This is a genomic window from Streptomyces sp. NPDC048185, assembly GCF_043202495.1.
Lineage (GTDB): Bacteria > Actinomycetota > Actinomycetes > Streptomycetales > Streptomycetaceae > Streptomyces.
In genome coordinates this window covers 252677-279353 of sequence record NZ_JBIDAN010000008.1, presented here as the reverse complement: position 1 = coordinate 279353, position 26677 = coordinate 252677, and the positions used below count along the sequence as shown (strand labels likewise).

27 protein-coding genes are annotated in these 26677 nt (G+C 74.5%); 15 read left to right on the top strand and 12 right to left on the bottom strand.

The features are described from left to right. The first annotated feature begins 28 nt into the window (after positions 1-28). Positions 29-718 carry an HAD-IA family hydrolase gene (locus ACGF3H_RS24440; RefSeq protein WP_362487345.1) on the top strand — a complete coding sequence of 230 codons (690 nt, stop codon included), beginning with the start codon at positions 29-31 and terminating at the stop codon, positions 716-718. A 13-nt stretch (positions 719-731) separates the two neighbouring features. Here ACGF3H_RS24440 and ACGF3H_RS24435 read toward each other — a convergent pair whose 3' ends face one another. Further along, positions 732-1463 carry a TioE family transcriptional regulator gene (locus ACGF3H_RS24435; protein WP_362487347.1) on the bottom strand — a complete coding sequence of 244 codons (732 nt, stop codon included), beginning with the start codon at positions 1461-1463 and terminating at the stop codon, positions 732-734. 68 nt (positions 1464-1531) lie between these two features. On the opposite strand from ACGF3H_RS24435, the gene ACGF3H_RS24430 reads away from it, so the two are divergent. Both ACGF3H_RS24430 and ACGF3H_RS24425 read left to right on the top strand, forming a co-directional pair. After that, positions 1532-2731, top strand: a complete 1200-nt coding sequence (locus ACGF3H_RS24430; RefSeq protein ID WP_362487349.1) for an erythromycin esterase family protein — start codon at positions 1532-1534, stop codon at positions 2729-2731. A gap of 201 nt (positions 2732-2932) precedes the next feature. Continuing rightward, positions 2933-3658, top strand: a complete 726-nt coding sequence (locus ACGF3H_RS24425; protein WP_362487351.1) for a helix-turn-helix domain-containing protein — start codon at positions 2933-2935, stop codon at positions 3656-3658. Here ACGF3H_RS24425 and ACGF3H_RS24420 read toward each other — a convergent pair. Further along, positions 3646-5148 (bottom strand): hypothetical protein, encoded by a 1503-nt coding sequence (locus tag ACGF3H_RS24420; protein ID WP_362487354.1) that lies wholly within the window; start codon positions 5146-5148, stop codon positions 3646-3648. The genes ACGF3H_RS24425 and ACGF3H_RS24420 overlap by 13 nt on opposite strands. 212 nt (positions 5149-5360) lie before the next feature. Here ACGF3H_RS24420 and ACGF3H_RS24415 point away from each other — a divergent pair, with 212 nt between their 5' ends. Continuing rightward, entirely contained in the window at positions 5361-6017 is a 657-nt protein-coding gene (locus ACGF3H_RS24415) for a DUF305 domain-containing protein (protein WP_362487356.1), read from the top strand. Positions 6018-6053: 36 nt separating this feature from the next. Here the strand turns inward: ACGF3H_RS24415 and ACGF3H_RS24410 are convergent, their stop codons facing one another. Both ACGF3H_RS24410 and ACGF3H_RS24405 read right to left on the bottom strand, forming a co-directional pair. Next, a complete protein-coding gene (locus tag ACGF3H_RS24410; RefSeq protein WP_362487358.1) occupies positions 6054-6506 on the bottom strand; it encodes a DUF6214 family protein in 453 nt (150 codons plus the stop codon). A 157-nt stretch (positions 6507-6663) separates the two neighbouring features. Next, positions 6664-7023 carry a helix-turn-helix transcriptional regulator gene (locus ACGF3H_RS24405; RefSeq protein ID WP_362487360.1) on the bottom strand — a complete coding sequence of 120 codons (360 nt, stop codon included), beginning with the start codon at positions 7021-7023 and terminating at the stop codon, positions 6664-6666. Between the two features lie 157 nt (positions 7024-7180). On the opposite strand from ACGF3H_RS24405, the gene ACGF3H_RS24400 reads away from it, so the two are divergent. Next, the gene (locus tag ACGF3H_RS24400) at positions 7181-8260 is read left to right on the top strand and encodes an NADH:flavin oxidoreductase/NADH oxidase (protein ID WP_362487362.1); all 1080 of its coding nucleotides are present in this window, start codon (positions 7181-7183) and stop codon (positions 8258-8260) included. A gap of 92 nt (positions 8261-8352) precedes the next feature. On the opposite strand, the gene ACGF3H_RS24395 is transcribed toward ACGF3H_RS24400, so the two are convergent. Next, positions 8353-9084 (bottom strand): PaaX family transcriptional regulator C-terminal domain-containing protein, encoded by a 732-nt coding sequence (locus ACGF3H_RS24395; RefSeq protein WP_362487862.1) that lies wholly within the window; start codon positions 9082-9084, stop codon positions 8353-8355. Between the two features lie 86 nt (positions 9085-9170). On the opposite strand from ACGF3H_RS24395, the gene ACGF3H_RS24390 reads away from it, so the two are divergent. Together ACGF3H_RS24390 and ACGF3H_RS24385 are read left to right on the top strand one after the other, a co-directional pair. Beyond that, a complete protein-coding gene (locus ACGF3H_RS24390) occupies positions 9171-10859 on the top strand; it encodes an acyl-CoA dehydrogenase family protein (RefSeq protein WP_362487364.1) in 1689 nt (562 codons plus the stop codon). 81 nt (positions 10860-10940) lie between these two features. Continuing rightward, a complete protein-coding gene (locus ACGF3H_RS24385; RefSeq protein ID WP_362487365.1) occupies positions 10941-12092 on the top strand; it encodes an exo-alpha-sialidase in 1152 nt (383 codons plus the stop codon). Between the two features lie 75 nt (positions 12093-12167). On the opposite strand, the gene ACGF3H_RS24380 is transcribed toward ACGF3H_RS24385, so the two are convergent. Then, positions 12168-12845 (bottom strand): uracil-DNA glycosylase, encoded by a 678-nt coding sequence (locus ACGF3H_RS24380; protein WP_362487367.1) that lies wholly within the window; start codon positions 12843-12845, stop codon positions 12168-12170. 322 nt (positions 12846-13167) lie between these two features. On the opposite strand from ACGF3H_RS24380, the gene ACGF3H_RS24375 reads away from it, so the two are divergent. Further along, positions 13168-14091 (top strand): hypothetical protein, encoded by a 924-nt coding sequence (locus ACGF3H_RS24375; RefSeq protein ID WP_362487369.1) that lies wholly within the window; start codon positions 13168-13170, stop codon positions 14089-14091. Between the two features lie 93 nt (positions 14092-14184). Here the strand turns inward: ACGF3H_RS24375 and ACGF3H_RS24370 are convergent, their stop codons facing one another. Together ACGF3H_RS24370 and ACGF3H_RS24365 are read right to left on the bottom strand one after the other, a co-directional pair. After that, complete coding sequence (locus tag ACGF3H_RS24370) at positions 14185-15219, bottom strand: lactonase family protein (protein ID WP_362487370.1); 1035 nt, start codon at positions 15217-15219, stop codon at positions 14185-14187. 130 nt (positions 15220-15349) lie between these two features. After that, positions 15350-16840, bottom strand: a complete 1491-nt coding sequence (locus tag ACGF3H_RS24365; RefSeq protein ID WP_362487372.1) for an FUSC family protein — start codon at positions 16838-16840, stop codon at positions 15350-15352. A 206-nt stretch (positions 16841-17046) separates the two neighbouring features. On the opposite strand from ACGF3H_RS24365, the gene ACGF3H_RS24360 reads away from it, so the two are divergent. Further along, entirely contained in the window at positions 17047-17523 is a 477-nt protein-coding gene (locus ACGF3H_RS24360) for an Lrp/AsnC family transcriptional regulator (RefSeq protein ID WP_189231450.1), read from the top strand. Between the two features lie 149 nt (positions 17524-17672). Next, positions 17673-18413: a DUF4142 domain-containing protein gene (locus ACGF3H_RS24355; RefSeq protein WP_362487375.1), complete on the top strand. Its 741-nt coding sequence runs from the start codon at positions 17673-17675 to the stop codon at positions 18411-18413. 24 nt (positions 18414-18437) lie between these two features. Here the strand turns inward: ACGF3H_RS24355 and ACGF3H_RS24350 are convergent, their stop codons facing one another. Then, entirely contained in the window at positions 18438-19208 is a 771-nt protein-coding gene (locus ACGF3H_RS24350; RefSeq protein ID WP_362487377.1) for a LysR substrate-binding domain-containing protein, read from the bottom strand. A gap of 58 nt (positions 19209-19266) precedes the next feature. Here ACGF3H_RS24350 and ACGF3H_RS24345 point away from each other — a divergent pair, with 58 nt between their 5' ends. Next, positions 19267-19665: a DUF5997 family protein gene (locus tag ACGF3H_RS24345; RefSeq protein WP_362487379.1), complete on the top strand. Its 399-nt coding sequence runs from the start codon at positions 19267-19269 to the stop codon at positions 19663-19665. Between the two features lie 23 nt (positions 19666-19688). On the opposite strand, the gene ACGF3H_RS24340 is transcribed toward ACGF3H_RS24345, so the two are convergent. From ACGF3H_RS24340 to ACGF3H_RS24330, 3 genes are all read right to left on the bottom strand, one after another. Next, on the bottom strand, positions 19689-20180 hold the full coding sequence (locus ACGF3H_RS24340; protein WP_362487381.1) for a DUF1360 domain-containing protein: 492 nt from the start codon (positions 20178-20180) through the stop codon (positions 19689-19691). A gap of 125 nt (positions 20181-20305) precedes the next feature. After that, the gene (locus ACGF3H_RS24335; protein WP_362487383.1) at positions 20306-20692 is read right to left on the bottom strand and encodes a DUF2267 domain-containing protein; all 387 of its coding nucleotides are present in this window, start codon (positions 20690-20692) and stop codon (positions 20306-20308) included. Between the two features lie 106 nt (positions 20693-20798). Further along, positions 20799-21869 (bottom strand): galactosyldiacylglycerol synthase, encoded by a 1071-nt coding sequence (locus tag ACGF3H_RS24330; protein ID WP_362487864.1) that lies wholly within the window; start codon positions 21867-21869, stop codon positions 20799-20801. A gap of 256 nt (positions 21870-22125) precedes the next feature. On the opposite strand from ACGF3H_RS24330, the gene ACGF3H_RS24325 reads away from it, so the two are divergent. The 4 genes from ACGF3H_RS24325 (at position 22126) to ACGF3H_RS24310 (ending at position 26669) form a co-directional block, all read left to right on the top strand. After that, on the top strand, positions 22126-22977 hold the full coding sequence (locus ACGF3H_RS24325; RefSeq protein ID WP_362487385.1) for an SDR family NAD(P)-dependent oxidoreductase: 852 nt from the start codon (positions 22126-22128) through the stop codon (positions 22975-22977). Between the two features lie 16 nt (positions 22978-22993). Beyond that, entirely contained in the window at positions 22994-23917 is a 924-nt protein-coding gene (locus ACGF3H_RS24320; RefSeq protein ID WP_362487387.1) for a DMT family transporter, read from the top strand. Between the two features lie 98 nt (positions 23918-24015). Next, a complete protein-coding gene (locus ACGF3H_RS24315) occupies positions 24016-24795 on the top strand; it encodes a polysaccharide deacetylase family protein (RefSeq protein ID WP_362487389.1) in 780 nt (259 codons plus the stop codon). 98 nt (positions 24796-24893) lie between these two features. Then, positions 24894-26669, top strand: coding sequence for a glycoside hydrolase family 15 protein (locus tag ACGF3H_RS24310; protein ID WP_362487391.1), 1776 nt, complete (start codon positions 24894-24896; stop codon positions 26667-26669). Positions 26670-26677: the final 8 nt, after the last annotated feature.

The following is a 26677-nucleotide window of genomic DNA, read 5'->3' as shown; positions in this document are numbered from 1 at the left end:
TCGCCGTGCGGCCCCGTAGGATCCGCCCATGGCTGCCGTCCTGTTCGATTTCTCCGGGACCCTCTTCCGCATCGAGTCCACCGAGGCCTGGCTGCGCGCGGTGCTGGACGACCGGGGCGTGACGCTGTCCGGGCCGGAGTCGGCCGAGGCCGCCCGGGCGCTCAGGGCGGCCGGTGCCCTGCCGGGCGGTGCCCCTCCGCTGCGGGTGCCCGAGGAGCTCGCCGGTGTGTGGGAGGTCCGGGACGAGAGCTCCGAGCTGCACCGGGCCGCGTACACCGGGCTGTCCCGGCAGGTGCCGCTGCCCGACCCCGGGCTGCACGACGCGCTGTACGACCGGCACATGACGCCCAGTGCGTGGAGTCCCTATCCCGACGCCGTCGAGGTGCTGAGCGCACTGCGCGAACGCGGGATCGCCGTGGGGGTGGTCAGCAACATCGGCTGGGACCTGCGCCCGGTCTTCCGCGAGCACGGCCTCGACCGGTACGTCGACACCTACGTCCTGTCGTACGAGCACGGCATCCGCAAACCTGACCCCCGGCTGTTCGCCACCGCCTGCGAGGCGCTCGGCGTCGAGCCGGGGCGGACGCTGATGGTTGGCGACGACCGGCGGGCGGACGGCGGCGCGGCGGCCCTGGGGTGCCGGGTGCACTTCGTGGACCACCTGCCGGTGGCCGAGCGGCCCGGTGCGCTGCGGCCGGTGCTGGAACTGGTGCGCTGAGCGGCCCGGGGTCTCATCCTCGCCCGCGCAGATACGCGTCCAGCTCGGCGGCCCCGGTCAGCATCGCCCGCCCGCGGGCGGACAGCCGGGCGCGCCAGTCCTCCAGAGCGCCCTCCAGCGGTTCCAGGCCGCCCGCCGCCCGGACCTGGGCGATCAGCGGGGCGATCCGCTCCAGCGGGTAGCCGCCCCGCCGGAGCTGGTGGGCCAGCCGGGCGTCCCGCACGTCGGCCTCGTCGTAGACGCGGTAACCGGTGTGCGGGTCGCGGCGCGGGCGGAGCAGCCCGGCCCGCTCCCACTTGCGCAGCGTCGCGGGCCGGAGCCCGAGCCCGCCCGCCAGTGGCCCGATGAACGTGGCGCCGGACCCCGGGGCCGGGGCGGGCCCGGGCTCCGCGGTGGGCTCCAGGTCGCGGAGGGCGCCCTCCACGGCCCGCAGTGTCCGCCGGTCGTCGAGGAGCTGGGCGTGGCTCTCGTCGATGAGGCGGTACGCCTCGTCCTCCGCGCCCCGGTTGACGGCCCGCATGATCGACGTCGCCGCCGGGTGGCCGTGGCCGGGCACCAGGGCAAGGAACGCACGCAGGGCTCCCGCGTGCAGCGACGTGTAGGTGCGGTAGCCGTGCGGCGTGCGTGCGGCGGCCGGGAGGATGCCCGCCTCCTCGTAGTTCCTGACCGCCTGGGTGGACAGTCCGTGCCCGCGCGCGAGATCGATCGGCCTCAGCCGCTCGCCGCTTTGAAGGTTTCGCTCCACAGAGCCGACAATAGCGCGCTGGAGTACGAAAAAGTCTCCACCGAGGGTTCAACGATACGGTTGAATCCATGGCTACTGACATCCAGGACACCGTCCATGCCGTCGAGGCCTCCGCACTCATGAGGCTCCTGCCGGCCCGGCCCCGGCTGCTCGCCCTGGGCGAGCCCACCCACGGCGAGGACTCCCTGCTCGACGTGCGCAACGAGCTCGTCCGGCAACTGGTGGAGGAGGGCTACAGGACGATCGCGATCGAGAGCGACTGCATGGCGGGCCTGATCGTGGACGACTACGTCGCCTCGGGCGCGGGCTCCCTGGACGACGCCGTGGAGCGCGGCATCAGCCACGGCTGGGGCGCCTTCGCGGGCAACCGTGAGCTGGTGCGCTGGATGCGCGCCCACAACGACGGCCGTCCCGCGGCCGACCGGGTCCGCTTCGCCGGCGTCGAAGGCCCTCTGGAGTTCGAGGCCGCCGCCAGTCCACGGCAGGCCCTCACCGCACTCCACGGCTACCTCGCGGCGCGCGTGGACGCGGACCTGCTCCCCTGCTCCGGGGAGACGCTCGACCGCCTGCTCGGCGCCGACGAGCGCTGGACCGACCCCGCCGCCATGATGGACCCGGCCCGGTCCGTGGGACGGTCGGCCGAGGCCGGCCGGCTGCGGCTGCTCGCCGACGACCTGGCGGCGCTACTCGACTCGCAGGCGCCACAGCTCGGCACCGCGGGACCACGGGACGACTGGGACCGGGCGTGCCTGTACGCCCGCACGGCGACCGGCCTGCTGCGCTACCACCACTGGATGGCCGACACCTCACCGGAGCGCATGGCCCGGCTGCTGACCGTGCGGGCCCAGATGATGGCCCACAACCTCCTCGCGCTCGCCGAACGGGGCCCGGTGCTCGCCCACGCCCACAACTCCCACCTCCAGCGGGAGAAGAGCACGATGCAGCTGTGGGAGGGACCGGCGCACTGGTGGAGCGCCGGCGCACTGGTGAGCGCCCGGCTCGGTGCCGAGTACGCCTTCGTGGCCACGGCCCTGGGTACGATCCGGCACCGGGGCGTGGACACGCCTCCGCCGGACACCCTCGAAGGCATGCTGTACGCGCGCCCGGAGGACCGCTGCGTCGTGGACGCCCCGCGGCTGGCCGCGGCGCTCGCCGACGCCCGCCCCGAGCCCCGTGTGTCCCCCTGGTTCGGCTACGCCCCGCTCGACCCGGCCCACCTGGCGGGGAGCGACGGCATCCTGTTCGTCAAGGACGTCCCGCAGCGCTGATGCCGCCGTGACACCGCGGTGACACTGCGGCCCCGGAGACCGCGCGGGCCGTAGCCCGAAGCAACCATCGAGGCGAGCGCCCGTCCCGGGCGATCCCCCGTGTCGCCCGGGACAGACGGTAGCCGAACGGGACCCCGCTGGGGTCCGGTCCGTCTGCGCTGAGTATAGTTGGCTGGCAGCCAGTCAACGCAGGAGTACAGCATGTCCCCGCGCAGCGCCTCGGTCAATGAAGAGTTGCGGAGACGTTCGAAGGAGCGGCTCCTGCAGGCCGCGGTGGAGCTGGTCGGTGAGTACGGGTACGACGCGACCACGCTCGGTGCCATAGCCGACCGTGCGGGATCGGCACGCGGCCTGGTCTCGTACTACTTCCCCGGCAAGCGCCAGTTGGTGCAGTCCGCGGTGCACCGGCTGATGCACCGGACGCTGGAGGAGGCACTGGAGCGCGAGCCGCGCACCGCCGAGGGCCCGGAGCGGATGGCGCGGGCCATCGACGCGATCCTGGGCCTCGCCCGGGACCGGCCGGTGCTGATGCGCCAGCACATGGCGGGCCTGCTCCAGGCCGAGGGCTTCCTGCCGTGCCCCGAGCAGCGGCGGCTGGCCGAACTGCTGCGGGACACCGTGGCCCGGCACGGCTCCCGGGACGTCGACAACGACTACCCGATGCTGCGGGCGCTGCTGATGGGCGCCGTCTTCGCCGCCCTGGTGCCCGGCGTGCCGATGCCCGTGCCGGCCCTGCGCGCCGAGCTGTTCGAGCGCTACCGGCTGGACTGGGACCTGGGTGTCCCGCCGGACGCCGAGGCGCCCGACGGGACGTGCGACACGGACCTGTCGCGGTTCTTCGCGACCGGCGCGGCACCCGGGTGCCCGCCGCCGGCCGGCCCGACGGAACAGACGGACCCGCCGGACCGGGCGGATCAGCCGAAGTAGTCCGGCTGCGTCTGCACGTTGAGCTCGCGCAGGTGGACCCGCTTGGCCGGGTCGGTGCGCCGGTCGCTGAGCTTCAGGACGTCGAAGCCCTTGGCGATGTCGTTCGAGTAGATGTAGCCGTTGTAGTAGTACGCCGACCAGGCACCGCCCGTCACGAGCGACTCGGTGCTCAGCGGGCCGCGCTCGAAGTAGGCGATCTCCTTCGGTCGGGAGGAGTCGGTGAAGTCCCACACGGAGACGCCGCCCTGGTACCAGGCCTGGACCATGAGGTCCTTGCCCTTGACCGGAATCAGCGAGCCGTTGTGGGCCACGCAGTTCTCGGTGTCCGCCTGGTGCCGGGGGATCTTGAAGTAGCTGCGGAAGACCAGCTTGCGGTGGTCACCCTTGCCGACGATGTCGTAGATGCCGTCGGCACCGCGGTTCGGACCGATCTCCGCGTTGCAGGTGGGCGCGCCGCCGCCGCCCAGCTCGTCGGTGAAGACGACCTTGTTCGCCTTCTGGTTGAAGGTCGCCGAGTGCCAGAAGGCGAAGTTGACGTTGTCCTGGACCCGGTCGATGACCTTCGGGCGCTCGGGGTCCTTGATGGAGAACAGGATGCCGTCGCCCATGCAGGCGCCCGCGGCCAGGTCCTTCGAGGGCAGGACCGTCAGGTCGTGGCAGCCGGTGGTCTTGGAGACGCCCGGGTTGGTGGGGCCGCCCGGGTTTCCGCCGCCGTCGGGGCCCTCACCGGGGAACAGGACCGGGAAGTTCACGACCGCCGCCCGCTCGGGCGCGTTGCGCGGCACCTTGATGACCGAGATGCCGTCGTGCGGCGGCCTGCAGTCGGGGTAGGCGGCGTTGGGCGAGTACGAGGAGACGTACACGTAGACGTTCCTGCGCTCGGGCACCAGCGTGTGGGTGTGCGAGCCGCAGGCGGTCTCGACGGCGGCGACGTACTTCGGGTTGCGCTTGTCGCTGATGTCGAAGACCTTCATGCCCTCCCAGGAGGACTTCTCGGTCGCGGGCTGGGTGGTGCTGTTGCAACTGCTGTCGCTGCGCGAGGAGTCGGTCGACAGGAACAGCAGGTCACCGGAGACCGACACGTCGTTCTGCGAGCCCGGGCAGAGGACCTGGGCGACGGTCTTCGGCTTCTTCGGGTTGCTGATGTCGAAGACACGGAAGCCGTCGTAGTTGCCGGCGAAGGCGTACTTGCCCTGGAAGGCCAGGTCGGAGTTGGTGCCGGGCAGCGCGTCCTTCGGGATGTTGGTCAGGTGCTGGATGTTGTCCGAGTGGACGATCTCGTCCTGCCCGGGTATCTCGCCGCTCGCGATGGCGTCGCGCGCCTCGGCGCGGACACCGGAGGACACCTCCTTCGACGTGGCCGGGCCGTCCCCCGGGTCGGGGGTCGCCGCGGCCGGGACGGCCGTGAGCAGCGCCGCCACCAGTCCGGCGGCGGCCGCCGCGACTCCGAAGTGTCTGCGCCGTGTTCGCGGGTCGCTCAACAGGATCACTGTTTCCTCCCTACGTCCGTTCCCGTTGGAACGGTTCACGCACCCCCGCAGTATCGTCTTCGCCATGCACAGATCAACAGGGTGCAACAAACACGTAATGAAGTTTCCTGATCAGTAGGGCGCGGAAGCGTGCTAGGACGGTCATCGCACTCACGAGGTGTTCCGTGTCCCTCCCCCCCCCACGAGGGGCACCCCGGCCACAGGAGGTTGTCGTGCCCTTCCGTCCCGCGTCGATCCGCGCGTCGCTCGTCACGGCTTCACTGACCGCACTGGCCGTGCTCGGGCTCGGGGCCTGCGACTCCGGCCCGGACACCAAGTCGGCGGCGGCGGCCGGGCCTTCGGTGATCGTGCCGGGCGGTCCCGGCGAGGCCAACCGGACGATCTCGGCCGAGGAGGCCGAACGGCAGCGCGCCGACGACGACTCCCCCAACTCGGCGGACGTCGCCTACGCAAGGATGATGATCCAGCACCACGCCCAGGCGCTGCGGATGACCGAACTCGCGCCGGAGCACGCCGAGTCGGGCCAGGTGAAGAAACTCGCCGAACGGATATCCGCCGCACAGGGTCCGGAGATCACGGCGATGAAGGGCTGGCTCACGTCCCACGGGCAGCAGGAGACGGACGGCGGGCACGACCATGCCGCGATGCCGGGGATGGCGACCGAGGCACAGCTCGGCGAGTTGCGCGCGGCGCACGGCAAGGCCTTCGACCGGCTCTTCCTCACGCTGATGATCACTCATCACGAGGGCGCGATCACCATGGCCACGGACGTGAAGGCCGACGGCAACAACGTGCAGATCGAGGAGATGGCCGACGACGTGGTCGCCCAGCAGACGAGCGAGATCTCGCGGATGCGCGGGATGCTCTGACGGGGTCGTCGCCCCGCGTACCGGCGGGCCGGGCGCTCAGCGCCGTGCGCGGCGGGGGCTCAGGAGGCCGTCGTCGCGCGCCTGGCCGATCAGCCTGAGCGACCTGCGCCGCCCGTACCCGGTCGCGCGCATCACCGCGAGCACCGGGTCGGCGCCCTCCTCCCGGGCCGCCCGGTACTCCTGCGCGACGAGCCGGCGCTCGTCACTGCCGTACGGCCCGGCGGGACGGGCCCGCCGCGAGGCCACGGCACGGTCGGCGGAAGGCCGCACGCAGGCCTCGAAGAGCGGATCCTCCAGCCACTCGGCGAGCACGGACAGGTCCTCGAGGGACAGGGCCGGCTCGGCCCGCACGTCCTCGACCCGGACGCCGTCCCCGCAGAGCACGGCGAGCGCGTCCATGCGCGCGCCGTCGGGGAACGTCCACCGGACGTCGAACCACGACGTCGTCGTGTCCCCCTCCCGTACCGCCCACGTGTGCCGTACGGACACCTCACTGTCGTCCGGGCAGCGATCGGAAAGCTGAAGAGAACGATCAACAAAGGATGCTTCGAGCACATCCGCAACGTAACCGCACGATCAGATTCCCTACGGACGACACACGCGCCCACCCCCTCGGGCGGCACCCCGTCAGCGCATCCGCGAAGGGTCAGCCGGTGCCGAGGCGGGCGGTCTGACGGTCGGCCGCGGCCAGCAGGGCGTCGAGGAGCCCCGGGAAGAGGGCGTCCAGGTCGTCCCTGCGCAGCCCGTTCATCTTGGCGGTGCCCCGGTAGGTCTGCCGGATCACCCCGCTCTCGCGCAGCACCCGGAAGTGGTGGGTGGTGGTCGACTTGGTGACGGGCAGGTCGAAGTAGGAGCAGGAGAAGAGCTCGTCACTGCCGGCGGCGAGGTCCCGCACGATCCGCAGCCGCATCGGGTCCGACAGGGCGTGCAGCACGCCCTCGAGCCGGATCTCCGCACGCGCCGGATGCGGCAGGTCGCGGCTGCTGACGGCGGTGGCGGGGGTCACGGCGGCTCCAGTTCGTCCGGGAGGTCCCACCGCTCGGGAGCGATGCGGGAGGGGAGGGATCCCCCATTGTACGAGGACTGCCGTAGTTTGACATCCGCCGTACTACGAGGGTTACCGTACGAGTCGTTCCCGCACCGCGACAGATGGAGCAGCCCCCATGAGCGCCCTCTTCCAGCCCTTGAAGCTGCGCGACGTCACCATTCCCCACCGGGTGTGGATGCCCCCGATGTGCCAGTACTCGGCCGCACCGGCGGGTCCGTCGGCGGGCGTTCCGGGCGACTGGCACCTCGCCCACTACGGCGCCCGCGCCACGGGCGGCACCGCCCTGATCGTCGTCGAGGCCACGGCCGTCTCGCCGGAGGGGCGCATCTCCCCGCAGGACCTCGGCCTCTGGAACGACACCCAGGCCGAGGCGTTCCGCCGGATCACGGGCTTCCTCCGCGAGCACGGCACGGTCCCTGCCGTCCAGTTGGCGCACGCCGGCCGCAAGGCGTCGACCGACCGGCCCTGGAAGGGCGGGGCGCCGGTGGCCGCGGACGCGCACGGCTGGCAGCCGGTGGCGCCCAGCGCGCTGCCCTTCGACGAGCGGCACCCGGTGCCGGCCGAGCTGACGGTGGGGCAGATCCGGGAGATCGTGGACCGGTTCGCGGACGCCGCCCGCCGCGCCCTGGCGGCCGGCTTCGAGATCGTCGAGATCCACGGCGCCCACGGGTACCTGATCCACGAGTTCCTCTCCCCGCACTCCAACCGCCGTACCGACGGCTACGGCGGCTCCTACGAGAACCGCACCCGGTTCGCCCTCGAGGTCGTCGACGCCGTCCGCGAGGTGTGGCCCGAGGAGAAGCCGCTGTTCTTCCGCGTCTCCGCGACCGACTGGCTGGACGAGGGCGGCTGGACGCCGGACGACACCGTCCGCTTCGCCCGCGACCTCCAGGCCCACGGCGTCGACCTCCTCGACGTGTCCACGGGCGGCAACGCCGCCCGGGTGAGCATCCCGACCGGGCCCGGCTACCAGGTTCCGTTCGCCGCGCGCGTGAAGGCGGAGACCTCGCTGCCCGTCGCCGCCGTCGGCCTGATCACCGACGCCGAGCAGGCGGAGAAGATCCTGGCCAACGGCGAGGCCGACGCGGTGCTGCTGGGCCGCGAGCTGCTGCGCGACCCGTCGTGGGCGCAGCGGGCGGCGCGGGAACTGGGCGGCGAGGCCCGGGTGCCGGACCAGTACGGCTGGGCCGTGTGAGCCGGCGGCGCCGCGTCTGAGGGACGGCGGCCTTCCCGGCACCGCGATCCACCGCCGTTCAGGGCCGGCCGGGGCCCGGGCCGACCGGCTGATCAGGCCCGGTCGGCCTGCTCCCGTCGGTAGTCCGCGTACGCCTCGCGCAGGGCCGCGCCCGGCCAGTCGGGCGGGAGGAGTTCCGAAGGCAGGACCGGGTCGGCGAGCAGGTGGCGCACGACGGCCGCGAAGGCGGTGAGCCGGCCGGCCGGCCGCCGCGCCCCGCCGACGTGGACGAGCAGCGCCCGGGCCGTCGCGGACCAGTCGTCCAGCGGCCACAGGTCCGCGGCCAGCTCGCCGGCCGGCCGCTCGGGGCGGGCGGTGCAGCGCTCGGCCACCGTGTCGAGATCGCCGGGGAGCGGGCGGCTCAGGTTGGCGGGGCGCAGCCACACACCCTCGCGGAGTTCGGCGAGGCGCAGGCCGGCCAGCCGGGTGCGCAGTCCGGCGCGTTCGGCGGGGCCCCGCCCGGTCGTGGTGATCACGACCATCTCCCAGTCGCCGTTCCACGCGCGCGCGTGCGGGCGCACGGCCTCGTCCTGGCGTCGCTGCCGCTCCAGCAGCCGGTCGCTGAGGCGGTACCCGGTGTCCGTGCGCCGCAGGTCGCCGGCGTTCACCATCCGGCTGAGCGCCGCCCGCACGGTGGACCCGCCCACGTCGAAGCGCTCCACGAGCCGCACCAGGTCCCTCACCGGCAGCTCTGCCGGATGGGTACCGAGCAGCAGGCTCAGCACGACCGACCGCGCGGACAGCGGGCGCAGCGCGAGCTCGCCCGGGGCCGCGGAGTCGTTCATGCGCAGGGACACGGCACGTACTGTACGTGCGCGTCCAGGGTGTTGCACTATTGCTGCGGTTGTAGGGACGGTGCAACACTCGCCGTATGACGACACGCGCGCAGGAGCGGGACGAGGACGAGGCGACCGTGGACCGGCCCGGGGGGTACGCCACGCACGACGTCACCAACCAGCCCCCTCCCCCGGCCCCGTACGACGCCGCCGACGACGCGTCCCTGCTGGAGGGGCTGCGGCGGGAGGGCGCGGGGTGGGCCGAGGAGGGGCTGCGGCGGCTCGGCCTGCGGGCAGGCAGTGCCCAGGCGCAGGAGTGGGGCGAGCTGGCCAACCGCCACGAGCCCGTGCTGCGCACCCACGACCGGTACGGGAAGAGGATCGACGAGGTCGAGTACCACCCGAGCTGGCACCACCTGATGAGCGTGGCGGTCGGCGAGGGTCTGGCCGCCTCGCCCTGGGCGGACGACCGGCCGGGCGCCCATGTCGCGCGGACCGCGGGCGGACTCGTCTGGGGGCACACGGAGGCGGGGCACGGTTGTCCGACGTCGATGACGTACGCGGCCGTCCCGGCGCTGCGCCGGCAGCCGGAGCTCGCGAAGGTCTACGAGCCGCTGCTGACCAGCCGGGAGTACGACCCGGGACTGCGCACGCCCACGGAGAAGCGGGGGCTGCTGGCCGGCATGGGGATGACCGAGAAGCAGGGCGGTTCGGACGTCCGGACCAACACCACCGCGGCCACCCCGACCGCCGAACCAGGCGTCTACGCGCTGCGCGGGCACAAGTGGTTCACGTCGGCTCCGATGTGCGACGTGTTCCTGGTGCTGGCCCAGGCGCCGGGCGGGCTCTCCTGCTTCCTGGTGCCGCGGGTCCTGCCCGACGGCACCCGCAACACCTTCCGCATCCAGCGGCTGAAGGACAAGCTCGGCAACCGGTCCAACGCCTCCTCGGAGCCCGAGTTCGACGGGACGGTCGCCTGGCTGGTGGGGCCCGAGGGACAGGGCGTCAAGACGATCATCGAGATGGTCAACTGCACCCGGCTCGACTGTGTGATGGCGTCGGCGACGCTCATGCGCAAGACGCTCGTCGAGGCCGGTCACCACGTGCGGCACCGCAGCGCGTTCGGCGCCCGGCTGATCGACCAGCCGCTGATGCGCAACGTCCTGGCCGACCTGGCGCTGGAGTCGGAGGCCGCGACGACGCTCACCCTGCGGCTGGCCGGCGCCGCGGACCGGGCGGCGCGCGGGGACGCCGGGGAGGCGGCCTTCCGGCGGATCGCCACCGCCGTCGGCAAGTACTGGGTGACCAAGCGGGGGCCGGCGTTCACCGCGGAGGCCCTGGAGTGCCTGGGCGGCAACGGCTACGTGGAGGAGTCCGGCATGCCCCGCCACTACCGGGAGGCGCCGCTGCTGTCGATCTGGGAGGGCTCGGGGAACGTGAACGCCCTCGACGTCCTGCGGGCGCTCGGCCGCTCGCCCCGGACCGCGCACGCCCTCTTCGGGGAGCTGGCCCTCGCGCGCGGCGCGGACGCCCGGCTGGACGCGGCCGTGGCCCGGCTGGAGACGGGGCTGACCACGGCGTCCGAGACCGGAGCACGCCGCCTGGTGGAGCTGATGGCCCTCACCCTCCAGGCGTCCCTCCTGGTCCGGCACGCCCCGCCGGCCGTCGCCGACGCCTTCTGCGCGAGCCGGCTGGGCGGCGACTGGGGACACGCGTTCGGCACGCTGCCGGACGGGGCCGACCTCGGCGGCATCCTGGCACGGGCGCTGCCGGGCGCGGACTGAGCGACGGGCGGCCCCGCCTCCCGCCGGATCCGACACCCCCGCTGTGACCTGCGACGGAGACCTTTGGAGAGGTGACTGTCAGTGGTGGGGTGCAGACTGGCCGGTGTCCGAGACAAAGGCGTCGACGACGTCGCGGAGGTGATCGGCATGACCGAGGTACTGCTCGCCGTGGGCACCCGCAAGGGCCTGTTCATCGGGCGCCGGCGAGGTGGCACCTGGGAGTTCGACGAGAGTCCCTACTTCAACGCACAGGCCGTCTACTCGGTCGCCGTCGACACCCGCGGCGACACCCCGCGGCTGCTGGCCGGCGGCGACAGCGCGCACTGGGGACCGTCGGTGTTCCACTCCGACGACCTGGGCCGGACCTGGACGGAACCGGCGCGGCCTGCCGTCAAGTTCCCGCAGGACACGGGCGCTTCGCTGGAGCGGGTGTGGCAGCTGCACCCGGCAGCCGCGGAACCGGACGTGGTCTACGCGGGCACGGAACCGGCGGCGCTGTACCGCTCGGAGGACCGCGGGGAGAGTTTCGAGCTGGTCCGCCCCCTGTGGGAGCATCCCACGCGGTCGCGGTGGGTGCCGGGCGGCGGCGGTGAGGGACTGCACACCGTGCTCACCGACCGGCGGGACGCGCGGGCGGTGACGGTCGCCGTCTCGACCGCGGGCGTCTTCCGCACCACCGACGGCGGCGCGAGCTGGGCGCCGTCCAACTCGGGCGTCTCCGCGGTGTTCCTGCCGGACCCGGACCCGGAGTTCGGCCAGTGCGTGCACAAGGTCGCGCGGGACGCCGCCACCCCGGACCGGCTCTACCTGCAGAACCACTGGGGGGTGTACCGGAGCGACGACGCGGGCGCCCACTGGACGGACATCGGCGAGGGGCTGCCGTCCACGTTCGGTTTCGCGGTGGCCGCCCACCCGCACCGCGGTGACACGGCGTACGTGTTCCCGATCAACGCCGACGCGGACCGGGTCCCGGCCGACCGGCGCTGCCGGGTGTTCCGCACGGCCGACGCGGGCAAGAGCTGGGAGCCGCTGACGGCGGGTCTGCCGCAGGAGGACCACTACGGCACGGTGCTGCGCGACGCGATGAGCACCGACGACGCGGAGCAGGCCGGTGTGTACTTCGGCAACCGCAACGGCGAGGTGTTCGCCTCGGCCGACGACGGTGACAGCTGGCGGCAGCTGGCCTCCCACCTGCCGGACGTGCTGTGCGTCCGGGCCGCGGTGGTCGGGTGACCGGCCGGCCCGGCCGGCCTGCGTACCGGCGTCGTCCCGCGGTGGCGGAACGGCGCCGGTACGTCCCGCCGCTTCCTACGGCAGTCGCCAGTCCACCGGCTCGGCTCCCTGCCGCGCCAGGAGCTCGTTGGCCCGGCTGAAGGGACGCGAGCCGAAGAACCCCCGGTCCGCGGACATCGGCGAGGGATGTGCCGACTCGATCGCCGGATACCCGTCGAGCAGGGGGCGCAGGTTGCGCGCGTCGCGTCCCCACAGGACGGACACCAGCGGCTTGCCGCGCGCGGCGAGGGCCCGGATGGCCTGCTCCGTGACCTCTTCCCAGCCCTTGCCGCGGTGGGCTCCCGGCTTGCGCGGGGCCGTGGTCAGCGCCCGGTTCAGCAGCAGCACTCCCTGGCGGGTCCACGGGGTCAGATCGCCGTTGGAGGGCCGGGGCAGGCCCAGGTCCGTGTGCATCTCCCGGTAGATGTTCTCCAGGCTGCCCGGCAGTGACCGCACGTCGGGCGAGACCGCGAAGCTCAGCCCGATCGCCATTCCCGGTGTGGGGTAGGGGTCCTGACCGACGATCAGGACCCGTACGTCGTCGAAGGGCTGCTGGAAGGCCCGCAGGACGTTCGCCCCCGAGGGGAGATACGTCCGGCCGGCGGCGACCTCCGCGCGCAGGAAGTCGCCCATGCCCGCGATACGTCCGGCGACCGGGTCCAGGGCCTTCGCCCAGCCGGCTTCGACAAGTTCATGCAACGGTCGTGGTGCCACGCTGCGTCACTCTACTGGCCGACACCGACAGTCCGTACCGGCGGACCGGCCTCCGGTGCCCGCCGCTTCACCGGGCGCCGCTTTCCCTCCCCGACGTGCGTCCCGCGACCGGGGCGGCGGCCGGTTTCCTCACCCTTTGGGGTGAGAAGGACACGCTGTTCGTGACGACGGTGCCGGGCGGCTGACAACCGCCCCTCGGCGAGGGGAATCGTACCGATGTCGTCCGATCCGTACATCACTCATCAGACAAAACCGGACGGATACCGCTCACCTGCACCCTCCCCGAACAGGGAAACCCAGGAAACCAGTAACATGCGGCGCCATGAGCTCCCCCACTGGGCCCGCGTCCGGCCTGCCAGTACGAATGCCGCGCCCCCGCCAGCCCGGGCGGCACCGCCGACCCGAGCCCCTGGTCGCTCCCGAGGGCGCGCCCGCGCTCGTCCTCGCGGTGCCGGGCACGCCCAGTAGCGCCACCCGGGGCCTCGCCGAGGAGATCGTGAGCATCGCCCGCTCCGAGCTCCCCGGCATCGACGCCCGCATCGGACACCTCGACGGTGACGACGAGGAGTACCTGTCGCTGTCGACCGTGCTGGTACGGGCCGCCGAGGAGCGCACGGCCCGCTACGAGCAGGCACGCGCGGCCGGCCTCGAGGTGCGGGAGCCCGAGGGTCCCGTCGCCGTCGTCGTGCCGCTGCTCGCCGGCCCGGACGGCGCGCTGCTGCGCCGGATCCGGCAGGCCGTCATGGACAGCCGGATCGCGGCCGAGCTGACCGACGTGCTCGGCCCGCACCCGCTGCTGGCCGAGGCGCTGCACGTGCGGCTCTCCGAGGCCGGTCTCGCCCGCGCCGACCGGGCCCGCCTGTTCACCGTCGCGACCGCCGCGGACGGCATCATCCTGGCGTCCGTCGGCGGTGACGAGGCCGTGCAGGCGGCCGGCATCACGGGCATGCTGCTGGCCGCGCGCCTCGCCGTGCCGGTGATGGCGGCGGCGCTGGACCAGGAGGGCTCGATCGCGTCCGTGGCCGAGCAGCTGCGTTCCTCGGGCTCGCAGCAGCTCGCGCTGGCGCCGTACCTGATCGGCCCGGAGATCGACGCGGCCCTGCTGGAGGAGGCGGCCAGGGAGGCGGACTGCCCCACCGCCGAGCCGCTCGGCCCCTACCCGGCGATCGGCAAGCTGACGCTCGCGAAGTACACCACGGCGCTGGGCATCTCGCCGCAGCAGCCGCAGGGCACGCCGGTCCGCTGAGGCGCCCGGCGCCCGCAGGACCACGGCACGTACGGCCGAAAGGGCCCGCTCCGGTACGGGAGCGGGCCCTTCGCCGTGCCCGGCGGCGGAACGTCAGCCGAAGACGACGCAGGACGCCGCCGGCACCGCGAGCGCGCCGGCGCGGCGGGGCGTTCCCGTCGCCGGGTCGAGCGCGAACCAGGTGACGTCGCCGGAGCGCTCGTTGGCCGCGTAGAGGAAGCCGTCCGAGACCGTGATCTCCCGCGGCCAGTGGCCGCCGCAGGGGACGGTGCCGGTCAGCCGGAGCGCGTCGGGTTCGACGGCGAAGACGGACAGCACGTCCTCCCCGCGGGTCGCGGTCCACACGAAGCGGCCGTCGGGCGAGACGACAAGGCCCGACGGATAGGCGTCACCCGCCGGGGTGCCGGACAGTGCCGGCACCTCGGCGAGCGGCCGCAGCGTGCCCTCGGCGGCGTCCCAGCGGCAGACGGTGACGGTCGGGGCGAGTTCGTTGGCCACGTAGGCGTGGGTGCCGTCCGGGTGGAAGGCCAGGTGCCGGGGCCCCGAGCCGGGGCGCAGCGCGATCTCCCGGTGCACGGCGAGGGCGCCGTCCGTCAGGGTGCAGACCCGCACCGAGTCGGTGCCGAGGTCCACGCTGACGGCCCACCGTCCGCTGGGGTCGGGCTGCACCTGGTGCGCGTGCGGGCCCTGCTGGCGCTGGGTGTGCGGGCCCGAGCCGGTGTGCCGGAGCACGCCGGACGCGGACCGGGCGAGGGTGCCGTCGGAGCGCACCGGTACGGCGGTGACGCTGCCGGAGCCGTAGTTGGCGGTCAGGACGTGGCCGGCGAAGAGGCTGAGGTGGGTGGGTCCGTCGCCCCCGACCGGAACCGGCCGCCCGGCCGGCTCGGGCTTGTCCCCGGTGACGCGGTACGCGGCCACGGCCCCCTCGGCGGTCTCGCTGACGGCGTAGAGGGTGCCACCGCCCGGGGCGAGGGCCAGGTAGGAGGGGTCGGGAACGCCGTTCACGCTGTTCAGGAGCGTCAGCGTGCCCTCGCCGGGGGTGACGGCCGCCGTCACGATCCCGGGGCCGCCGGCCGCCGTGAACGATCCGATGAACGCCCGCCGCTGCCGCCTGCCGCCGTCCGCCACCGCTGACCCCTCTCGTCCCGTGCCCCGTCGGGCACCGCGTCGGGTGCCGACCGATCGTCCGCCCCGGAGCGACGGTAGCAGTCGATCACGTGCGGTCTAGACCAAACGGACGAGGTGGGGTCTCGCGGGGTCAGGCGCCGACCAGCGGTGAGCCGGACGGGCTGCGCAGGGGCGCGGCGAGTTCGGCCAGGGCCCGTTCCAGGCCGTGGAGGTGGGCCAGCGCCGGCTCGGCGGCGAGCGGCCGTTCCTGGTGGGCGGGGACGGCTCCGCCGCCGGTGAGCGCCTCGACCGCGGTCTCGACGCGCCAGCAGGCGGCGGCCAGGCGGGCGTCGTGCGAGGCCTCCGGGTCGGCGGCGACGGCGACCAGGCCGCGGATCTCCCGGGCGCAGTCGTCGAGCAGGGCGAGCACGCGCCGGGCACGGCGCTTGCGGCCGCGCATGGGGTTGAGCGGATGCACGAGCGGGGCGAGCGAGAGCCGGACCCGGCCGAGCAGCTGCTCCAGTTCGGCCACGCGCGGCGCCGGATCGGCACCCTGCGTGCCGGCGAGACGTGCGGCGGCCTCGGCGGTGCAGGCGTGGACGCAGCGCAGGGCGCGCTGGATCCAGGCGTCGGTGACGGCGTGGGTGGTGACCGGCAGGACGAAGAGCACGGCGAGCACGGCACCGAGCGCGCCGACGCCGGTCTCGGTGATCCGCAGGGCGAGCAGCCCGGGGCTGAGGACGCCGAGAAGGCCGTAGAGCAGCTCGGCGAGCACCGTCACGCAGAGCATCATCCAGGTGTAGGACACCGCGGCGGTGTAGAAGATGCCGAAGACGCAGACGCCGGCCAGCACGGCCGTGGGCACCGCGGACCCGGCGACGGGAACGGCGATCAGGAAGCCGAGGCCGATGCCGACGACCGTGCCGAGCACCCGCCGGAAGCCGCGGACGAGGGTCTCGCCGCGCGAGGTGGTGTTGACGAAGACCCACCAGGTGGCGCCGACGGCCCAGTACCAGCGGTCGCCGGACACCAGCTGGCCGACGACCAGCGCGAAGCCCGCGCCGACGGTGGCCTGGACGGCCTGGCGGGTGGTGATGCGGGCGAGTCCGGTACCGGCGGGCGGAGCGGGCACGGCGGCCGGGGGCCGGCGACGCTCGTAGCACCACAGGCCGAAGCGGACCGCAGCGGCGGTGGCCACCGACAGCAGGACGGCGGCGTACATCTCGGGCAGCCGGTCCGTGGTCGCGTGCAGGAACTGCGCGATGAAGAAGGTCATGAACGCGAACACGCCGAGGCTGTGCCCGCGCGGACCCCAGCGCCGGGCGTACACGCCCGCGCCGACCACGGCGAGGAAGGCGAGGTCGCGGGCCACGGGATGGCCGTGCAGTCCGGCCGCGGCGGTCAGCACGGGCAGTCCCGCCACCGGGAGCAGCGCGGTGGTGGCCGCCTGGCCGCGCACGGTGGCGTCGGCGACCGTGAACAGCGCGAGCAGCGCGGCGAGCCCGCCGATGACGGCGCCCACGAGGGAGATGCCGGCCAGGCCGCAGACGGCGACGGCCAGACCGATGCCGACGACGGCCCGCGCGGCGAAGCGCAGCCGCGCCCGCCCCGGGTCCGGGCTCACGAACACCCTCTTCAGCACTGACTACCGCCCCCTCGCACACTGGCCCGGACACCATCGGCATGAAAAAGGCGCCGCGGGATCCGCAGCGCCATCGACCCCTCCATATCAGCATCCCTCCCACCAGTGGCTCAACTGCCACTCCGGACACTGGGCCATTGGTACAGTCGACAGGGCATTCATCCGGCCATCGAAGAGCCATTGGCCGACGGGAGGAACAGGACCTCATGGCCGTCGACGAACTCGACACCCGCATCCTGCGGCTGCTGCTGGAGCAGCCGCGCACCAGCGTGCGCGAGTACGCACGCCTCCTCGGGGTCGCCCGCGGGACGCTCCAGGCCCGGCTGGACCGCCTGGAGCGCGACGGTGTGATCACCGGCACCGCACCGTCCCTCTCCCCCGCCGCGCTGGGCCATCCCGTGCTCGCGTTCGTGCACATCGAGGTCACCCAGGGCCACCTGGACGACGTGGGCGAGGCGCTGGCCGCCGTTCCGGAGATCGTCGAGGCCTTCTCCATCACGGGCGGCGGCGACCTGCTGACCCGGGTGGTGGCCCGGGACAACGCGCACCTGGAGGACGTGGTCCAGAAGCTGATCAGCCTGCCCGGCGTGGTCCGCACCCGCAGCGAGGTCGCCCTGCGCGAACGCGTCCCGCACCGGCTGCTGCCGCTGGTGGAGTCGATCGGGCGCACGGCGCGGAAATGAGCCTTGGCACGGCAGCAGCCCGGCGGTGGCGGACTCCGGGGCGCCGGCCTGCGCGGCGCGCGTGCGGATTTCCGCCCGAACGGTGATCAGACGCGGGTCCGCGTCCGTATCTCCTGGTGTCCGAGCCTGTCGTCGCCCCAGGAGGCACGATGCGCATCACGCGCACCACGGCAGGGACGGCCTTCGTGGCCGGTTCCCTGGTCCTCACCCTCACCGCGCTCGCCTACCCGGCCATGCTCGGTGTGCAGAACGCGGGCAGCGACCAGGCCCGCGTCGTCACCGAGACGCGGTACGGGCCGCTCACCGAGGCCGACCGGGACTTCGTGGTGAAGGTCCGTGCCGCCGGCCTGTGGGAGCACCCGCTCGGGCTGCTGGCCATGGAACGAGGGACGACACCGGAGATGCGGGAGGCCGGCGAGCACCTGGTCGCCGGCCACTCGCGGCTCGACGCGACCTGCCGCCGGATCGCTCCCGAACTGGGCATCACGCTGCCCAACCTGGCGTCGCCCCAGCAGCAGCAGTTCGTGTCGACCGTGAACGGGACCACGGGCAAGCAGTTCGACACCACCGCGGTCAACATCATGCGCATCACGCACGGCCAGATCTTCCCGGTGATCGCGAAGATCCGCGCCAACACCAAGAACTCCCTGGTGCGGCAGCTCGCCGACCAGGCCAACGACACCGTCCTGGATCACATCACCGTGCTGGAGAGGACCGGTCTGGTCAACTTCGACCAGGTCAACTTCCAGCAGTCGGCGCCGCCGGGCCTGCCCAAGGTCCAGCTCACCCCGCCGGCTCCGCAGCCGGGCGAGCCCGTGCTGTCCCTCACCGAGCCGCCCGGGCTGGACGTCGACACGACGGCTCCGACGCCCGCTCCGACGGTCCGCTGAGGCGGACGGGCGCCGCGGCGCGGCTCACCGCCCGCGGGGCCTGCCCCGTCGCCCGCCCTTGGTGCTGCCGCCGGAGCCGCGCCGCGCACCGGCCTGCTTCCCGCCGGCCTGCTTCCTGGCCGCCGGTGTGCGCCGCGCCGGCGCCGTACCGGTGCGCTCGTCCTTCGGCTGTGCCGGGGCGGGACGCCTGCCCCGGGTGCTGTTGACGGTCCTGCCCCTGACGATCCCGATGAACTCCTCCACCAGGTCGGTGTGCGCGTCCTCGGGCCACGACAGCGCCACGCCCGATCCGGGGGCGTCGGTGACCGTCCGGTACGTGAGGTCCTTGCGGTGGTGCAGGCGGGCCAGCGACAGGGGGACGACGAGGACGCCGATGCCGGCGGCCACCAGTTCGACGGCGTCCGCGGTGGTGGCCGGGCGCTCGAGCGCGGGCCGGCCGGGCGGCCGCTCCCAGCCGAGCACGTCGTCGAGGGGGTGCAGGACGATCTCGTCGGCGAGGTCCTCGACGGTCACCTCGTCGGCCGCGGTCACCAGGTGGTCCTTGGGGATCACCACGACCGTGGTCTCGGTGTAGAGGGGGATCGCGCTGAGGACGCTCCGGTCGACGGGCAGCCGCACCAGTCCGGCGTCCGCGCCGGCGCCCAGCAGCACCCCGCCCGCCTCGGCGGCGGAGACCTGGGTCAGGGCGAGGGGGACGTCCGGCAGCCGCTCGTTCCAGATGCGCACCCATTTGTCGGGCGTCACCCCCGGAACGTACGCGAGCCGGAACGAGGGGGGTTCTTCCGAGCCTGTCACGCGGCCAGGTTACCGGGCGTGGTCGGGAGCCGCTCACACGCTCGATACCCTTGACATCATGACGTCGCACCAGAACACCCAGACCATGAAGCCCGCGACCGCGGCCAAGAAGCTGGGTGTGTACCTCGAGGCCACACCCGCCGAGTTCCGGGAGGGCGTCGTCACGCGCGCCGAGCTGAACGCGCTGCAGGCCGATCCGCCGGCGTGGCTGCGCGACCTGCGGCGCGAGGGGCCGCACCCGCGGCCGGTGGTGGCGGCCAAGCTGGGCGTGTCCATCGCGGGCCTGCGCCGCGGCGGGGTGGACGAACCGCTGACCACGGCGCAGATCGACGCGCTGAAGCAGGAGCGTCCCGAGTGGCTGGAGCGGGAGCAGGCCGTCCAGGCCGACGTCCGCAAGGAGGCCGCCCGCGTGAAGCAGCTCCACGCCGAACGGGCCGAGCGCGCCGAGCGCGGCTGACGTCTCGGCGCGCGGGCCCCGGCTCAGCCCTCGGCCTTCTGCTCCGTCAGGCTCCACGCGTACTGCAGCCAGTCCGACAGCGCGACGGCGCTCAGCCCCGCGCTCAGCATGCGGCCGGTCCGGGGTGCCACCGCGTAGGTGCCGACCAGCCCGCCGGCCACCCAGGCCGAAGTGCAGAACGGGCAGGACACCAGGTCGCCGACGGCGCGGCGCAGCCCCCCGCCGCGCGGAGCGTCCATCACCTCGGCGGCCTCGCCCTCGCGCTCGCGGCGGGTGAACGGCGCCCGCACGAAGCTCGTGACCTTGTCCTTGGTCAGCAGCCGGGACGCCTTGAACGTCGCCGTCCCCAGCAGGGCCACGTCCCAGGGCGGGACGGTGTCGGGCAGTCGGACCCCACGGCGCCACGCCACGGCGGCCAGCGTTCCGACAGCGGCCGCGAAGGTCGTCGCGAGCGCCGCGTAACCCGCGAGGGGGGTGTCGTCCTCGGCGCCGTAGCGCTGCTCACCGTCCGTCATGAATGCCTTCCTCTCGGGCGACGCACCGGGGGCCGCCTCGTCGACCGGGGGTCGAGTGCCCTGTTCCGGCCGCGGGCAACGCGAGGGCTCGTCGCGTCGCTCACGGCCTGGCCGGTGGCTCCCCGTCAGCCCGTGGCGGGCCTTCCGAAGAGATCGGCGCAGTCGGCCGGCAGCGCGCCGCGGAGGCCGTCGGCGCGTTCGCCGGGTACGGCCTCGGCGAGGGTGGAGAGCACCGCGCCCGCGTCCCACTCCGCGGTGCGCGGCCGGGCGCCGGTCTGCTGGGCCACGCGCCGCAGGAACTCCGCGCGGCCGAAGGACTCGGGGCGTCCCCGTTCCAGGCGCAGCGCGTCGTCGAGGGGCGCCGGCAGGTGCGCGGCCAGGGCCACGGCCTCCTCCGGCGCGATCCGGGAGGCGATCACCCACAGCACGGCCGTGGTGACCTGCTGGGCCTCCTCCTCGCTGTGGTACTCCCCGCGGTCACGGACCCGGGTCAGGAACTCGTCGAGCCGCACGGCGTCGCCTCCTTCCGCCGGTTTCCGGCCGGGCCCGGGTGCCCCCGGCCGGGGCGGGGGAAACGGGCGCCGGCCCACCGGACGGCCGCCGCTGCCCGGTCCCGGCTCACCGGCGTGCGCGCACCGCGTCGGCGACGTCGGTCACGCGGGTCACGGCGTCGCCCCGGAACAGCGCGCGTCCGGCGGCGATCCGCTCCCGGCGCGCCGGGCCCGGGGCGGTGAGCCGGCGCAGCGCCCGAAGCAGCGCGGCGTCGTCCTCGGCCACCTCGGACACGCCCAGCGCGGCCATCCGGCGGACGCCGTCCGCCCCGTGGCCGGGGATCGGCCGGTGCGCCACGACCGGCAGTCCGGCGGCGAGCGCCTGGACGGCGGTCTGGCCGGCGGCGTTGTCGACCAGCGCGTGGGCGGCGTGCAGCAGGCCGGGCATGTCCGTCACCCAGCCGAGGGCGACCACGCCCGGCACGCCGGACAGCTCACGGCGCAGTCGCGCGTTGTCCCCGCAGAGCACGACGGGGAGGAAGCCGTGTTCGGCCAGCAGCCGGACGGTGGCACCCAGGCGTGAGCCGACCCCCCAGGCACCGGCGGACAGCACGACGGCCGGCCGCCCGGGGCCGTGCCGGCCGAACCGCCGGCGCCACTCGTCCGCTCCGGGCCCGTCGGGGAAGAACTCGGGCGCCACCACGGGGCCGCAGGTCCCGGCGGGCGCGCCGGTGCTCCTCCGCGCCTCCCGCGCCGCGTCCTCCGTGAGGCACAGACAGTGGTCGTTGCCGGGATGGAGCCACTGCCGGTGGACGACGAAGTCGATCACCAGCACGACACTGGGCACGGGCAGCAGGCCACGGGCGCGCAGGTGGCCGGTCAGCTGGGCACCGAGGTGGAAGACGGGGACCACCACGTCCACTCCCGTGCGGTCGACCAGCTCCCGCAGCCGGGCGCCGGCGAGCCGGGCCAGGGGCGTCCCACTGGGCCGGCGGCCGCCGCCGGGGCGCAGGAAGAGGCGGTACAGGGCGGCGTACGCCCAGGGGAAGTGCCGCACCGACCCGCGGTAGAAGACCCGCAGGGCGCTGCCCAGGCCGTACGGCAGGAGCGCGAGGACGTCGACGACCAGGGCCTCGCCACCGCGTTCACGGGTCCGGCGGGCCAGTTCGGCGGCGACCGTGTCGTGCCCGGCGCCCATGCTCGCGCTGATCACCAGCAGACGTCTGGTGTCCTGGGGAGCGGCCGGGGACGCGGTCCGGCGGGACGCGAATGAGCTGGGAGGATGCACGGCGGTTCAAGTTGCCCGCCCGATGGGCCCTAAACCGCGACACACGCGGGCGTTTCGGACCTTCCGCCAGGGATACTCCGAGACCGCCCGTCCGGCCGGACACCCGGGGGCCCGACCAGCCGGTCGGTTCGCCCACCGGAGTCCGCCCCGAGCCAAGGTGGTCCCCATGGTCGACGCGTTCTCCCGCACCCGGTCCGCCCCCGGAGCGCGGCTCGCCGCACCCGACGCGGGCCACGCGAAGCCCCGGCCGCCGGCCGGCGAGCGGGGCACGCGGACGCGCACGGCGCTCGTGACCGGGGCCTCCTCCGGCATCGGCGCGGCCGTCGCCCGGCGGCTGGCCGACGAGGGCGGCTGGCGGCTGGTGCTCAGCGGGCGCGACCCGGCCCGGCTCCGCGAGGTGGCGGACGCCGCATCGGCCACCGCCTTCGCCGCCGACCTCACCCTGCCGGGCACCGACCGGCAGCTCACCGACTTCGCCCTGGCCACGACGGGTCGTGTGGACCTCCTGGTGGCCGGGGCCGGGATCGGCTGGGCCGGCGAATTCCGCGACATGCCGCCGCACGCCATCGACGAGGTCTTCGACATCGACGTCCTGGCCACGCTGCGACTGGTGCGGCTGCTGCTGCCGGGCATGATCGAGGCGGGCTCGGGGCGGGTGGTGCTCGTCGGATCGCTGGCCGGCTGCGTCGGCGTGCGCGACGAGGCCGTGTACTCCGCCGCCAAGGCCGCGCTGGGCGCCTTCGCCGACGCCCTGCGGTACGAGGTGCGGGGCACGGGGGTCGGGGTGACCCATGTGGTGCCCGGTGTCGTCGACACGCCCTTCTTCGAACGCCGCGGTGCGCCCTACCGGCGGTCCAGGCCGCGGCCGGTGTCGCCGGAGCGGGTCGCCGAGGCGGTGTGCCGCGCGGTGGCCCGTGGCCGGGACGAGGTGTACGTGCCCGGCTGGCTGCGGTTGCCGTGCCGGGTGCGGGGCGCGGCGCCCGGACTGTACCGACGGATGGCCTCCCGGTTCGGATGAGCGGGAGCCCCCCGCGGTGAGTGTCCTCACCGTCGTCCTCGCCCTGTTCGCGGCGCTGTCCAACGCTGCGGCGTCGGTGCTGCAGCGCCGGGCCGCCGCGCAGGACGAGGACCGGGCGGGTGCCGTCCACACGGTGGTGCGCTCACTGCTGCGGCTGGTCCGCGACCCGTACTGGGTGGGCGGCGCGGCGCTGCTCGCCCTGACGACGGTGCTGCAGGCGGCCGCGCTGGCGGTGGGCAGCCTGGCCGTCGTCCAGCCGCTGATGGCGACCGAGCTGCTGTTCACCCTGGTCGTCGGCAGCGTGATCTTCCACCGGCGGCCCGATGTGCGGACCTGGCTGGCGTTCGTGGCGCTGGCGGTGGGACTGGCGCTGTTCCTGGGCGCCGCGTCCCCGTCGGCCGGGCACGACACGGCGACCCCCGGCCGCTGGCCCTGGGCGCTCCTGGCACTGTTCGCCGTGGTGACCGGCTTCGCCGTCGTCGGCCGCGTGGTGCACGGAGCGCCCCGTGCCGCCCTGTTCGGGTCGGCGTCCGCGGTGGCGTTCGGCGGCACGGCGGCACTGCTGAAGGAGGTCACCGGGCGGTTCCCGCAGGGGGTGGGGGCCGTGCTGACGCAGTGGCCGCTGTACGCCACCGGGGCCGTCGGCGTGATCAGTTTCCTGCTCCTGCAGAGCGCCCTGCGCGCGGGGACCCTCGCCGCGTCGCAGCCCGCGCTCACCCTCGGGGACGCGCTGACCAGCGTCGGCCTCGGCTGGGCACTGTTCGGTGAGGAGATCGCCCTCGGGGTGCGGGTGCTGCCCGAGCTGATCGGGGTGGCGCTGATCGGCCTCGGCAGCGTGGGACTGGCCCGGGCGCCGTCGGTGCACGGCACCTGGGACACCCCGCCCGCGGCGCGCGACGGGCCGGGCGGGAGGCCGCGTCAGGAGCAGCAGAAGTCGTGACCGCCGGGACTTCCGGCACACCATGGCCTTGACGTCCGGCAGGGCACGGCCCCGCCCGGGCACCCCCGGGAGAGGGCGCAACGACAGGAGCGCGGCGGATGCGGGACAGGACAGGGACCGGACGGGCGGCGTACGCGGCCGTACCCGCGGTCGTCGTACCCGCGGTCGTCGTGCCGGCGGTCGCCGCGCTGGCCCACATCGGTCCGGCCGCGACCTGGCTGCCCGGCCTGCGCCGCCGCTGGTTCCCCGCGCTGGCCGGACAGGGCCGGCCCGACCACGTCGCCCTCACCTTCGACGACGGCCCCGACCCGGCGTCCACACCCCGCTTCCTCGACGCCCTCGACCTGCTCGGCGTGCGGGCCACGTTCTTCGTCCTGGGCGAGAACGTCGTACGGCACCCCGGAACCGCGCGTGAGCTGGTCCGGCGGGGGCACGAACTCGCCGTCCACGGCTGGTCGCACGACCGGCCCTGGCTGCCGTCGCCGGCACGGGACGCGCGGGAGCTGCTGCGGGCCGCCCGCACGGTCGCCGAGGTCACCGGCCGCGCCCCGCGCTGGTACCGGCCGCCGTACGGCATCCTCACCTCCGGCCGCTGGGCCGCGGCCCGGCGTGCCGGACTGCGGCCGGTGCTGTGGACGGCGTGGGGCGAGGACTGGCGGCACGACGCCACGCCTGTCTCCGTGCGGGCGGCCGTCGCGGCGGACCTGCGTCCGGGCGGCACGGTCCTCCTGCACGACACCGACCACGCCTCCGCCCCGGGCAGCTGGCGGGCGGCCCTCGGCGCCCTCCCGGACCTCGTCGCCGACTGCCGCGCGGCGGGCCTCACGGTAGGGCCGCTGGCCGCGCACGGGGTGGGGTGGCGCGCCACAGCCGTCTGAGGGCGGACGTCCGGGGCGCGCCCGGCGACGCCGCGCGCCGCGGTGACACCGGCCGACGGCACCGTTTCGGCCATCGGCACAGGGATAGCCGTAGCGTCATGGACCACCGTGCCGACCAGCCCGCGCAGGAGCCCGACTCGTCCTCTCCCCCCTGGGTGCTGCGGGACTACGCCCTGATCGCCGACGGGGAGCGCGGCGCGGTGCTGGACCCCCGGGGCCGGATCGTGTGGCTGTGCGCCCCGCGCTGGCACGACGACGCGGTCTTCTCCGCGCTCATCGGCGGCCCCGGGCACTTCACGGTCGGACCGGTGGACCCGCGGCACGTCTGGGGCGGCTACTACGAGGAGGGCACGCTCATCCGGGTGAGCCGCTGGCTGACCTCCGACTGCGTGATCGAGTGCCGCGAGGCGCTGGCCATGCCCGCCCGCACGGACCGGCTCGTGCTGCTGCGCCGGATGCGGGCGGTGCGGGGCGCGCCGCGGCTGCGCCTGGTGCTGGACGCCCGTCCGGGCTTCGGTACCGGCCGGATGGCGGACCCCCGCCGCGTGGACGGGGTGTGGACGGCGGGGGCCCCGGGGATGCGGATGCGCCTGACCGGCGCGCCGGACGCGGTGTGGCGGCCCGGCGAGGGGCTGGTAGGCGAGTTCCCGCTGCGCGAGGGCGCGTCGCACGACCTCGTGCTGGAGCTGTCCGAGGGACCCGGGACGGAGCCGCTGGACGCGGACGCGCTGTGGCGGGCCACGGAACGGGAGTGGCAGCGGGCCGTCCCGGACTGCTCGCCGCTGGTCGCGCCCCGCGACGCCCGGCACGCGTACGCCGTGCTGCGCGGGCTGACCAGCGTCTCCGGCGGCATGGTCGCCGCCGCCACCACGTCCCTGCCCGAGCGGGCCAACAGCGGGCGCAACTACGACTACCGCTTCGCGTGGCTGCGCGACCAGTGCTACGCCGGTCTCGCCGTCGCCGCGCACGGCCCCCACCCGCTGGTCGACGACGCCGTGCGGTTCGTCGCCGAACGCATCCTCGAGGACGGTGACAAGGCCCGCCCCGCCTACACGGTCGACGGCAGGCCGGTCGGTGGGGGCCGTTCCCTGCGGCTGCCGGGCTATCCCGGCGGCACCGACCACATCGGCAACGACGCGGGCGACCAGTTCCAGCTGGACACCTTCGGGGAGGCGCTCCAGCTCTTCGCCGCGGCGGCCGCGCACGACCGGCTGACCGGGGACGCGGAACGCGCCGCGTCCGTCGCCGTGGACGTCGTGGAGCGGCAGTGGCTGCGGCCGGACGCCGGACTGTGGGAGCTGGAGGACCGGTGGTGGACCCACTCACGACTGAGCGTGGTGTGCGGTCTGCGCCGGATGGCGCAGGTGCTGCCCCGCGGCGCGGGACAGCGCCTCGACGACCTCGCGGAGGCCGTGCTGCGGGAGACCCGGCGGCGCTGCCTGCGCCCCGACGGACGCTGGCGCCGGGCCGCCGACGACGACGGTCCCGAGGCCGCCCTGCTGGTGCCGATGGCCCGCGGCTGCGCGTTCGGCGACGACGGCGGGGCCGCCACGCGCGCGTACATCGAGTCCCGGCTCGCCGAGGACGGGTACCTGTACCGCTTCGAGCACCCGGGCGAGCCGCTCGGGGAAGCGGAGGGGGCCTTCCTGCTGTGCGGATTCACCATGGCGCTCGCCACCCACCGGCTCGGTGACCGGGTGGGTGCGTTCCGCTGGTTCGAGCGCACCCGGGCGGCCTGCGGGCCGCCCGGGCTGTTCGCCGAGGAGTACGACGTGCGTCAGCGTCAGCTGCGCGGCAACCTCCCCCAGGCCTTCGTGCACGCCACGCTGCTGGAGTCCGCCGTCCGCCTGGCCGGCGTGTCGGCGCTGCCCTGAGTAGTCCG